This is a genomic window from Cupriavidus sp. WS (assembly GCF_000395345.1).
In the GTDB taxonomy this organism is placed as follows: Bacteria; Pseudomonadota; Gammaproteobacteria; order Burkholderiales; family Burkholderiaceae; genus Cupriavidus; species Cupriavidus basilensis_B.
On the sequence record NZ_AQPL01000491.1, the window covers coordinates 1 to 10,055 of the forward strand.

Annotated in this window: 11 protein-coding genes and 1 tRNA gene; 8 read left to right on the plus strand and 4 right to left on the minus strand. The window is 70.6% G+C overall.

Going from position 1 to position 10,055, the window contains the following annotated elements:
- Positions 1 to 34: 34 nt before the first annotated feature.
- On the minus strand, positions 35 to 649 hold the full coding sequence (locus tag K206_RS0132400) for an HD domain-containing protein (protein ID WP_020206459.1): 615 nt from the start codon (positions 647 to 649) through the stop codon (positions 35 to 37).
- A 127-nt stretch (positions 650 to 776) separates the two neighbouring features.
- Between K206_RS0132400 and K206_RS0132405 the strand changes: the two genes are divergently transcribed.
- The 4 genes from K206_RS0132405 (at position 777) to K206_RS39960 (ending at position 4,470) form a co-directional block, all read left to right on the plus strand.
- Positions 777 to 1,196: a GNAT family acetyltransferase gene (locus K206_RS0132405; RefSeq protein WP_020206460.1), complete on the plus strand. Its 420-nt coding sequence runs from the start codon at positions 777 to 779 to the stop codon at positions 1,194 to 1,196.
- Between the two features lie 26 nt (positions 1,197 to 1,222).
- Positions 1,223 to 1,633 (plus strand): VOC family protein, encoded by a 411-nt coding sequence (locus K206_RS0132410; protein WP_020206461.1) that lies wholly within the window; start codon positions 1,223 to 1,225, stop codon positions 1,631 to 1,633.
- Positions 1,634 to 1,729: 96 nt separating this feature from the next.
- Positions 1,730 to 3,028, plus strand: a complete 1,299-nt coding sequence (locus tag K206_RS39955) for an MFS transporter (RefSeq protein ID WP_020206462.1) — start codon at positions 1,730 to 1,732, stop codon at positions 3,026 to 3,028.
- A gap of 296 nt (positions 3,029 to 3,324) precedes the next feature.
- Positions 3,325 to 4,470, plus strand: coding sequence for an MFS transporter (locus K206_RS39960; RefSeq protein WP_043367575.1), 1,146 nt, complete (start codon positions 3,325 to 3,327; stop codon positions 4,468 to 4,470).
- 25 nt (positions 4,471 to 4,495) lie between these two features.
- On the opposite strand, the gene K206_RS0132425 is transcribed toward K206_RS39960, so the two are convergent.
- A complete protein-coding gene (locus K206_RS0132425) occupies positions 4,496 to 5,386 on the minus strand; it encodes a class III extradiol ring-cleavage dioxygenase (RefSeq protein WP_020206464.1) in 891 nt (296 codons plus the stop codon).
- 275 nt (positions 5,387 to 5,661) lie between these two features.
- Between K206_RS0132425 and K206_RS39965 the strand changes: the two genes are divergently transcribed.
- On the plus strand, positions 5,662 to 5,982 hold the full coding sequence (locus K206_RS39965; RefSeq protein WP_020206465.1) for a hypothetical protein: 321 nt from the start codon (positions 5,662 to 5,664) through the stop codon (positions 5,980 to 5,982).
- A gap of 270 nt (positions 5,983 to 6,252) precedes the next feature.
- Complete coding sequence (locus tag K206_RS0132435; protein ID WP_020206466.1) at positions 6,253 to 7,569, plus strand: MFS transporter; 1,317 nt, start codon at positions 6,253 to 6,255, stop codon at positions 7,567 to 7,569.
- A gap of 109 nt (positions 7,570 to 7,678) precedes the next feature.
- Here K206_RS0132435 and K206_RS0132440 read toward each other — a convergent pair whose 3' ends face one another.
- Positions 7,679 to 8,041 carry a hypothetical protein gene (locus tag K206_RS0132440; RefSeq protein WP_029044339.1) on the minus strand — a complete coding sequence of 121 codons (363 nt, stop codon included), beginning with the start codon at positions 8,039 to 8,041 and terminating at the stop codon, positions 7,679 to 7,681.
- A 142-nt stretch (positions 8,042 to 8,183) separates the two neighbouring features.
- On the opposite strand from K206_RS0132440, the gene K206_RS0132445 reads away from it, so the two are divergent.
- Together K206_RS0132445 and K206_RS41045 are read left to right on the plus strand one after the other, a co-directional pair.
- On the plus strand, positions 8,184 to 8,813 hold the full coding sequence (locus K206_RS0132445; protein ID WP_020206468.1) for a DNA-3-methyladenine glycosylase I: 630 nt from the start codon (positions 8,184 to 8,186) through the stop codon (positions 8,811 to 8,813).
- A 519-nt stretch (positions 8,814 to 9,332) separates the two neighbouring features.
- Positions 9,333 to 9,707, plus strand: coding sequence for a hypothetical protein (locus tag K206_RS41045; protein WP_155888368.1), 375 nt, complete (start codon positions 9,333 to 9,335; stop codon positions 9,705 to 9,707).
- Positions 9,708 to 9,788: 81 nt separating this feature from the next.
- Here the strand turns inward: K206_RS41045 and K206_RS0132455 are convergent.
- A tRNA-Ala gene (locus tag K206_RS0132455) sits at positions 9,789 to 9,864 on the minus strand.
- Positions 9,865 to 10,055: the final 191 nt, after the last annotated feature.

The following is a 10,055-nucleotide window of genomic DNA, read 5'->3' on the forward strand; positions in this document are numbered from 1 at the left end:
CGCCCCGGCGCCCGCCGACCCGGTCGCCACGCCCTCACGCCGGCTGCGCCAGCGTCGTCTCGTTTTCCTTCACGTACATCGAGTTGCGCGGCCGCGCGAACACGCGCCGCACCATCGGCTCGAAGAACGACAGCGGCAGGTTGTCGTAGTCGCGCATGAAGGCGGCGCCGTCGTATCTGGCGCAGAACTCGGCGGTGCGCGCGAACAGCTCGGGCTGGTCGCGGAACTGCTCGCGCAGGTTGCGGTCCAGGCCCAGGTGGTGGAAGAAGTAGTAGCCCTGGAACACGCCGTGCTTCTCCACCATCCACAGGTTCTTGGGGCTGACGAAGGGCTTGAGGATGGCCGCGGCGATGTCCGGATGGTTGAAGCTGCCGAGCGTGTCGCCGATGTCGTGCAACAGCGCGCACACCACGTATTCCTCGTCGCGGCCGTCGCGGTGCGCCAGCGTGGCGGTCTGCAGGCTGTGGGCGAGGCGGTCGATGGGGAAGCCGCCGCAGTCGCCGTCGAGCAGCTTGAGATGGGCGAGCACGCGGTCGGCCAGGTTCTGCGCGAACGGCATGAACTCGGCGGAAATGGCGGCCCAGTCCTCGCGCGTGCCGTTTTCCATATGGCTGAAGGTGGCGCGGGCGGGCGCGGCGGTTTCACTCATGGGGTTGTCTCCTTTGCGGGTTGGTCCCGTCGTCTTGATATGGGTGAAGCCGATTCTGGCACAGGATTCGCGGCTACACTGTCAAGGATCCAACATTGCCGCCGCCGCGCGCGGCACAGCCAGCAGCATGCAGATCCGCCCCTACCGGCCCGCCGACGAGGCCGACATCGTTTCCCTGTGGCAAACCTGCGGCCTGACCCGGCCGTGGAACGACCCGAAGAAGGACATCGCCCGCAAGCTCACCGAACAGCCGGAGCTGTTCCTGGTCGGCGAGGTGGACGGCCGCCCGATGGCCTCGGCCATGATCGGCTTCGACGGCCACCGCGGCTGGGTCTATTACCTGGCCGTGCATCCCGAGCACCAGCGCCGCGACCACGGCCGCCGCCTGATGGCGCACGCCGAGCAGTTGCTGATCGAGCGCGGCTGCCCCAAGATCAACCTGCTGGTGCGCACCGGCAACCGTCAGGTCATCGATTTCTACCGCAGCCTCGGGTACGCGCAGGACGAGGCGGTCAGCCTCGGCAAGCGGCTGATCCCGGATCTGTAGGCACATCGCGCCATCGGCAGGCCATCATGTTCCGCATCCTCGCCATCGATCACCTGGTCCTGCGCAGCGCCGACGTGCCCGCGCTGCGGCGCTTCTACGTGGACGTGCTGGGCTGCAGCGTGGAGCGCGAGCAGCCCGCCTTCGGCCTGACCCAGCTGCGCGCCGGCAGCGGCCTGATCGACCTGGTCACGCTGGACGGCCCGCTCGGGCGCGCCGGCGGCGCGGGGCCGGGCGCCGAGGGCCGCAACCTCGACCATTTCTGCCTGCGCCTCGACCCGTTCGACGCCGACGCCCTGGGCGCCCACCTGCGCGCGCATGGCGTGGCGCCGGGGCCGGTGGAGATGCGCTTCGGCGCCGAGGGCAAGGGGCCGTCGATCTACGTGCGCGATCCGGACGGCAACGTGGTCGAGCTGAAAGGGCCGCCAACGCAGGCATGACCATGCATGAGGAGGCATGACGGGTGACGCGAACTAGGCATGCGGCCCGCTTCCCCCTACAATTCCCGCTTCCCCCGCCGCCGCGCCAGGCGCGCCATGACACCTCAAGACGCTGCTCCCGGCCCGGCGCCCCGCCCGGCTTCCACCGCTGCCGACTCTGCTGCCTCGGGCCGCCCGCCCATCTCGCCGCGCCAGCTGGTCTGGACCCTCGGCGTCACCGAGACCATCTCCTGGGGCACGCTGTATTTCGCCTTCACCGTCTTCATCGGGCCGATGAGCGCGGCGCTGGGCTACTCCAAACCCTTCCTCGCCGGCGGCTACTCGCTGGGCCTGCTGGTGTGGGCGATGTGCTCGTTCGCGGTGGGCCGCCTGCTGGACCGCGTGCCGGCGCGCGTGGTCATGGCCAGCGGCTCCGCGCTGGCCGGCGCCGGGCTGCTGCTGTGGGCGTGGAGCCCGGGCCCGGCGGTCTTCCTGCTGATGTGGATACCGCTCGGGCTGGCCATGTCCACCACGCTGTACGAGCCGGCCTTCGTGGTGCTGCGCCAGGCCTTCGGCGACGGCTACCAGAAGTCCATCATGACGGTGACGCTGATGGCCGGCTTCGCCAGCACGGTGTTCGTGCCGCTGGCGCAATGGCTGGTGCTGCACCTGGGCTGGCGCGAGACGCTGGTGTGCTTCGCCGCGCTCAACCTGCTGGTCTGCGCGCCGCTGCATGCGCGCCTGCGCTACGTGGCGCATGCCAGCTACGCCGCCGCGCCGGCGCCGGTGCCGGTGCCGCAGGCCGGCGCGGCGCCGCCCGGCATCGCGCGCGTGGCGCTGCGTCAGCCGGTGTTCTGGGCGGTGGTGCTGGCCTTCACGGCGCTGGCCGTGATCGCCTCGCTACTGGGCGCGCACCTGATCCCGATGCTGACCGAGAAGGGCCTGCCGCTGGGCGAGCAGTTGATCGTGGCGGCGCTGATCGGCCCGGCGCAGGTGCTGGGGCGGCTGGTGATGATGCGCTTCCCGGTGCGCCATCCGCTGCGCCTGTCGCTGCCGGTCTACGCGGTGATGAGCGTGGGCCTGCTGTGCTTCGCGCTCGGCTACGGCAAGTGGCTGATGGCGGCGGCGCTGCTGTACGGCTGCGCCAACGGCATCAACACCATGCTGCGCGCGATGGCCATGCCGGAGCTGATCTCGCGCCACCACTACGCCACGCTCAACGGCCTGATGATGACGCCGGTGCTGCTGATGCAGGCCGCCGCGCCGTGGCTGGGCGCGCTGCTGTGGCGCGCCGCCGGCGGCTACTGGCTGATGCTGTGGGTGATGGTGGCGCTGGCGCTGGCCGCGCTGGGCGCCTTTGCCTTCGCGCTGCAGCAACGCGGCCTGCTGCGCGCGGCCGATGCCGCGCTGGCGTAACGTGCCGGCGTGAAACACGCATGCCGCCGGGATGAAACCGGAACGATGCCGGCGTAGTCCGGCGCGGCCGCGCGTCATGCGCGCGTCATGCGCGCGACCGGCCGATGTGCGACGATGCGGGGCTCGAACATTCCGCAGCGCTCCCCGGGGCACGGCGCGCCACACCGGCGCGGCTGTCCGCGCCCTTCGCCAACATGCCTGATTCCTCCCCTGCCGGCCTGACCCGTCCGTCCGCTTCCCTTCCCTCCGCCGCCACGCACAGCGCGCGCCGCGTGGAGCACGCCGCGCGCGCCACGATGGCGCTGTTCTTCGTCAACGGCGCCACCTTCGCCACCTGGGGCGTCCATATCCCGACCATCAAGGCGCGCTTCGGGCTGTCCGACGCGGTGCTGTCGCTGGCCATGCTGGCGGTGGCCGGCGGCGCCATCGCGGCGATGGGCCCGGTGGGCCGCTGGGTGGCGCGCGTGGGCAGCGCCCGCGCCTCGCGCCTGAGCGGGCTGGTGTACGCGGTGGCCACGACCGCCATCCTCGCCATGCCGTCGTTCGCGCTGCTGATCCCGGCGCTGATCGCGTTCGGCATGGCCAACGCGGCCTTCGACGTCGGCATGAACGCGCAGGCCGCCACGGTGGAGAACAGCCGCGCGCGGCCGGTGATGTCGGCGCTGCACGGCATGTTCAGCCTGGGCGGCATGGCCGGCGCGGCCGCCGGCGGGCTGCTGATGGGGCTGGGCGTGCCGCCGCTGGCGCACGCCGCCGGCATGGCGCTGCTGACCGCGGCCGTCACCGCCGGCGTGGCGCCGTGGCTGCTGGCCGACCATCCGGTGCAGCCGCCGTCCGCGCACCACCGCGACCACGCCGTGAAGGCGCTCTGGCTGCTGGGCGTGATGGCCTTTCTCGGGCTGGTCGGCGAAGGCGCCATGTACGACTGGACCAGCGTCTACATGCGCGACGTGGCGCTGGCGCCGGCGGCGTGGATCAGCGCCGGCTACGCCGCCTTCTCGGCCGGCATGGCCTGCGGCCGCTTCGGCGGGGACCGCCTGCGCGCGCGCTGGACGGATGCGCGCACGCTCAGGATCAGCGCCTGGGTGGCCTTCGCCGGCATCGCGCTGGCGCTGCTGTGGCCGGTGCCGCTGGCGGCGCTGGCCGGCTTCACGCTGATGGGGCTGGGCGCGGCCAACATGGTGCCGGTGTTCTTCGTGGCGGCGTCGCGCCTGCCGGGCGTGGCGCCGGCCGAGGCGATCGCGCGGGTGGCGCGCTTCGCCTACATCGGCCTGCTGCTCGGCCCGGTCATCATCGGCGGCGTGGCCCACGCCAGCAGCCTGCGCTACGGGCTCGGGGTGGTGGCGCTCACGATGGGCTGGATCGCGCTGGCGGGCGCGCGCCTGGCGCGGCCCTACCTCGGCGCCCGCAATACCCGCAATACCCGCGACACCGGCGAATAGCGCGCCGGGCCGCAGATGGCGCGGTTCAGGCCGCGGCGCCGAGCGCCGCCGGCATGCGCGCGCCCAACCCCTCGAAGACGAAGGTATCCATCGCCAGCACGCCGTAGGTGACGTCGTCGGCCACGCGCGCCACGGCGGCGGGCTGCGGCGCCGGCGCGGCATCGCACGGCCCCAGCGCGGCGCCGAGCGCCACGAAGAACGGCAGCAGGTGCTCGTCGGTCGGATGCGCGCGGCGCGCGTAGGGCGCCTGCGCGCGGTAGTCGGCGATGCGGCTGGTGTCGCCGCTGGCGAGCGCCTCGCCGAGCGCATCGACCATCCAGCCGCGGAAGGCGTCCACGTACGGCTCGGCCGGCCCGCCGTGCTGCTCGCGCCGCCCGCCCGCGCCGAACACTTCCTGCAGGTTGTGGGTGAAGCTGCCCGAAGCCATCACCAGCACGCCGTCGCCGCGCAGCGGCGCGAGCGCGCGGCCGATCTCGATCTGCGCAGCCGGCGGCAGGTACGGGTTGAGCGCGAGCTGCACCACCGGCACGTCGGCGGCCGGAAACAGGCGCCGCAGCGGCATCCACGCGCCGTGGTCCAGCGGGCGGTCCTCGTCCTCCAGCACCACCGCGGCGCCGGGCACGCGCGCGGCCTCGACCAGCGCCTTGACGCGGCCGGCCAGCGCCGGCGAGCCGGGCGCGTCGTAGCGCAGTTCATAGAGCGCGCGCGGGAAGCCGCCGAAGTCGTGCCAGGCCTCCTGCCGCTCGCGCGTGCCGACCACCAGCGTGCTGTAGATCCAGTGCGCCGAGATCACCAGCACCGCGCGCGGGCGGCGCGCGCGCAGTTGTTCGCCGAGCGCGTCGAGCGCGGCGCCGCTGGGGCCGGGCTCGAGCGCGAGCATCGGCGAGCCGTGGGACACATAGATGGCGGGAAGCATGATGTCTGCCTTCTGATTCATGGATACGCACCAGTGTGGCAAAGCCCGGCGCCGCTGGCGGCGGCCATTTGCGGATACCTCCGTCAAAAATCTTGAAGCCGGCGCGCCCCGTGCCGGCGCATGAGCGTGGGGTGGCCCACACAACGCTTCAAACAGTCCGGCATGCCCCTGGCAATCGGCTTATGATGGCAGGCATGGGGCGCGGTCCGGCACCGGCCTGCCCCGCAACCCAAGGTGACGACGCGCGCCCCGGCGCGTCCGGTCCGGAGAACATCGTGGTCAAGCGCACCGCCCGCAGCCCGAGACTGCCCCATGCGAACTGGTGGCGGCCCGGCGTGTATGCCAGCGGACCGGCCGTGCTCCTGTGGATCGCGGCGCGCCTGCCGGCGCCGTGGCTGGCCGACCTGTTCAACCTGCCGAACGTCGCCGCGCTGCTCAACCACGGCGGCGACACGGTATTCGTGGCCGGCTGGCTGGCCAGCGCCGCGTGGCTGTGGTTCACGCGCCGGCGCGACGCCGCGCCGCAGGACCCGAGGCAATCGCAGGCGGACGCCGCCGCCGAGCCCCACGACCACACCCCGCACCGCGCCGGCTGAAGGCGCCGCGCCGGCGTCTTGCCGGCACTCCGGCAGCGCTGCTGCGCGCCCGCCTGCCCGCCTTGCCCCGCTGCATGCCCGTGTCATACGGGTGTAATCTGGCGGGCACACGCGGGGTACGCCGCGCCATCCGGAGGCCTCCTGGATGTCTCCCCGAAGGCGCCCACGCGGGGCATGGCCGGCGAATCCTTTACCATGCTGCCTTTCCGTCCGCCCCGGCGCCCGCGCCGGGCACGGACCGCAATCCTTTCCCATCGCACCAAAAGCATCATGCAAGCCAACGCTGCCAACTCCCGGATTCCGGACATTTCCAAAGCCCAGCGACGAAGGGCCATCCTGGCCGCCACCATCGGCAACGGCCTCGAGTGGTTCGACTTCACCGTCTACAGCTTCTTCGCGCTCATCATCGCCAAGCTGTTCTTCCCCACCGGCAACGACCTCACCTCGTTCCTGCTGACCGTCGCCACCTTCGGCGTGGGCTTCTTCATGCGCCCGGTCGGCGCCATCGTGCTCGGCGTCTACGCCGACCGCGTGGGCCGCAAGGCGGCGCTGACGCTGACCATCCTGATGATGGCGCTCGGCACCGCCATCATCGGCCTGGCCCCCACCTACGCGTCGATCGGCCTGTGGGCGCCGGCGCTGATCGTGCTGGCCCGCCTGATCCAGGGCTTCTCGGCCGGCGGCGAGGTCGGCGGCGCCACCGCGTTCCTGATCGAGCACGCGCCCGACGAAGAGCGCGGCGTCTACGCGAGCTGGCAGCAGGCCAGCCAGGGCATCTCCTTCATGCTCGGCGCGGCGATGGGCGCGCTGGTGATCAACGGCCTGGCGCCCGAGCAGGTCGACGCCTGGGGCTGGCGCATCCCGTTCCTGTTCGGCCTGCTGATCGGCCCGGTCGGCATGTACATCCGCTCCCACCTCGAGGAGCCGCCCGCGTTCGAGGCGCGCCGCGCCGAACGCAAGGCCAGCAAGGTCAAGTTCTCGCCGCTGACGCAGGTGCTGCGCGACCACCCGCGCGAAGTGCTGGCCGGCCTCGGCGTGACCATCCTGTGGACGGTCTGCACCTACGTGCTGGTGTTCTACATGCCGTCCTACGCCAAGCAGCAGCTCGGCCTGCCGCTGGGCGCCACGTTCCAGTCGACCGCCATCTGCGGCGCCATCATCCTGGTGCTGTGCCCGCTGATGGGCATGCTGTCCGACCGCGTCGGCCGCAAGCGCATGCTGGGCACCGTGGCGCTGGCCATCGGCGTGCTGGCTTATCCGCTGTTCCACTGGCTCAACGTCTCGCCGACCACGCAGACGCTGCTGGAGGTGCAGATCGTGCTGGGCATCCTGCTGGCGGCCTTCACCGGCCCGGCGCCCGCAGTGCTGGCCGAGCAGTTCCCGACCGAAGTACGCTCCACCGGCCTGTCGCTCGCCTACAACTTCGCGGTGACGATCTTCGGCGGCTTCGCCCCGCTGATCGTGACCTGGCTGATCACCTCGAGCGGCAGCAAGCTGGCGCCGGCCTACTACGTGATCGCCGCCGCCGCGGTGAGCTTCATCGCGCTGCTGTTCATGCACGACCGCACCGGCAAGCCGCTGCAGTGACGCGGCGGGCCGGCACGCAGGTCCGCCGGCGCACGCTGACACAAAAAAGGCCAACCGCGCGGTTGGCCTTTTTGCTTTCGCGGCGGCGTGGCGCTCGCGCCTTTGCCGGCTACGCCTCGTTGTCGTCTTCGTCGTCGCCGTGGATGTTGATGACGTGCCGCGCCGCGAACCACAGCGGCATGCCGGGCGCCATCTCGTCGGTGCAATAGGGCTGGTTGTCGAGCTCGCCGCGGTAGAGATCGCCCTCGCGGCCGGTGACGACCACCCACATGCGCTCCACGTGCTGCTCGTCGCGGTCCTGCTCGTCGGTGGTCAGGATGCGGAAGATCAGCTTGACGGCCTGGCCCGGCTGCAGCGCCTGGCGCACTTCGGGCGGCGGGACCCAGAAGGTCTCGGGATAGGCCTCGGCGATGGCTTCGCCGTCGTCGAGCTGCCAGCCGTCGTCTTCCAGGGTGGCGAGTCGTGGTTCCATGTCGATGTTCACAAGTTGAGGGGTCGGGCGCGCACGCCGCTGGCACGCATCGTATCAAAATGCCCGTGCCGCGGCGCGCACACGACAGCGCCGCCGCGCCGCCTTAAGATGGCGCATTCATGCCGAGAAGAGAAACCCGACGATGCCTGCCAGGAAGCAAGCCACCCCGCCGGAACGCCAGCGCTGCGGCTGGTGCGGAACGCTGGAAGACTACTGCCACTATCACGACCACGAATGGGGCTTCCCCGTCGACGACGACCGCCGCCTGTTCGAGAAGCTCTGCCTGGAGGGCTTCCAGGCCGGCCTGAGCTGGCTGACCATCCTGCGCAAGCGCGAAGCGTTCCGGCGCGCCTTCGCCAATTTCGACATCGAGAAAATGGCGCGCTTCGGCGAGAAGGACATCCAGCGCCTGCTCGGCGACGCCGGCATCGTGCGCCACCGCGGCAAGATCGAGGCGGCCATCAACAACGCGCAGCGCGCCCGCGAGCTGTTGGAAACCGGGTCCTCGCTGGCCGCCTATTTCTGGCGCTTCGAGCCCGACCCGGCCAGCCGGCCCACGGTGCTGACGCCCGAAGTCCTGCGCACGATGGCGATCTCGCCCGAATCCACGGCGCTGTCCAAAGACCTCAAGAAACGCGGCTGGCGCTTCGTCGGGCCCACCACCATGTACGCGCTGATGCAGGCGATGGGACTCGTCAACGACCACCAGGACGGCTGCACCACGCGCGAGGAAGTCTTGCGGGCGCGCAAGGCATTCAAGGTTCCGCGCTGAACGGACGTAAACAGAAACAGGCGGGCAAGGGGTGCATATGTGCCGCGCCGCTTCGTTTACGTCCGTTCCCGGCAATGGTCGCCTTATGTCTTTCTGTATTGTTTACGTATACATAGATAGTAGTAGTAGGTAAACATGGCCTTCCCGCGTGGATAAGCCGGTTTTTCCCTTTCCAGTCAGTGACTTGCGGAAAAGATAAGTCACTAGGGAATACCCTTAGGCACGGGGATATCTCGAAACGTATATCTGGGCGGCTTCCGCCGCCGCGAAGTTGTACGTATACGTCCCACAGCCCGCCCCCAGCCGGGACACAGCTTTCCGGCACGCTTATCCCCAGGCGGCGGCGCAGTTATCCACAATCGGGTGCGCTGGTATCTATGGTCGAGACTTCAGCATTGCGGGTCAGGCGCCGGATGCGCGGCGGTGCGTGTCCATGCGGACACAATTGTCCTGTGCCCAAGTGCGCGAACGCCTACACTGAAAGAGCCCAAGCTGCCGGTGGAGAACGATGTGATGCGCGTGCCTTGCATTTCCGCCCTGCTCGCCTTGCCCCTGCTGGGGCTGGCCGGCCCGGTCCATGCCCAGCCGACGATGCCCACCGCAGCCAGCGCCGCGGTGAGCGACGCCATCTCCAGCGCGGTGCAGCGCGGCGAGACGCCCTATCGCATGCCACCCGCCGCGGCCGGCGAAGACAGCGAATCCGTGCGCGCCGCGTGCGAAGCGCTGCTGCAGAGAGTGCGCGCCGCGCAGGCACAGCAGTCGCTGGTCGGCACCCGGCGCACCATCGAGGCCATCCCCGGGCTGACCAGCCCCAGCGCGGCCCGCGAGTCGGCGGCGCATGCGCTGGAGGCGGATTACCGCAGCCGCTGCGCGCCGGGGCGTGAGGGCGGGTAATGTGGGTACGCGCTTGTGCGCAATGGCGGGCGCGCAATGAAAAAGGCCAACCGCTTGCGGTTGGCCTTTGACTTTGAATCCTGGTGGACCGAAGGAGGATCGAACTCCCGACCTCTGCATTGCGAACGCAGCGCTCTCCCAGCTGAGCTATCGGCCCGTAAGCGGAGATTGTAGCGTAGTTTTCACCGCCGCATCAATCACCTGTGCATCATGCCGCCATGCCGGCGTTGCCTTCCATGCCGCGCACCGTCGGCAGGTTCAGCGGCCGGGCCGTGACCTCGCCGCGCGCGCGCAGCCACTGGGCCATCAGGTCCCAGATTGGCGGGCTGCCGGCGTGGCGGGCCTCTT

What these genes read in the sequence shown, in the direction of transcription:
- K206_RS0132410 (WP_020206461.1), top strand. Translation starts at nt 1,223, where the DNA reads ATGTTCCGCATCCTCGCCATCGATCACCTGGTCCTGCGCAGCGCCGAC.
- K206_RS0132425 (WP_020206464.1), bottom strand. Translation starts at nt 5,386, where the DNA reads ATGCTTCCCGCCATCTATGTGTCCCACGGCTCGCCGATGCTCGCGCTC.
- K206_RS0132440 (WP_029044339.1), bottom strand. Translation starts at nt 8,041, where the DNA reads ATGGAACCACGACTCGCCACCCTGGAAGACGACGGCTGGCAGCTCGAC.
- K206_RS39960 (WP_043367575.1), top strand. Translation starts at nt 3,325, where the DNA reads ATGGCGCTGTTCTTCGTCAACGGCGCCACCTTCGCCACCTGGGGCGTC.
- K206_RS0132445 (WP_020206468.1), top strand. Translation starts at nt 8,184, where the DNA reads ATGCCTGCCAGGAAGCAAGCCACCCCGCCGGAACGCCAGCGCTGCGGC.
- K206_RS0132405 (WP_020206460.1), top strand. Translation starts at nt 777, where the DNA reads ATGCAGATCCGCCCCTACCGGCCCGCCGACGAGGCCGACATCGTTTCC.
- K206_RS39955 (WP_020206462.1), top strand. Translation starts at nt 1,730, where the DNA reads ATGACACCTCAAGACGCTGCTCCCGGCCCGGCGCCCCGCCCGGCTTCC.
- K206_RS0132435 (WP_020206466.1), top strand. Translation starts at nt 6,253, where the DNA reads ATGCAAGCCAACGCTGCCAACTCCCGGATTCCGGACATTTCCAAAGCC.
- K206_RS0132400 (WP_020206459.1), bottom strand. Translation starts at nt 649, where the DNA reads ATGAGTGAAACCGCCGCGCCCGCCCGCGCCACCTTCAGCCATATGGAA.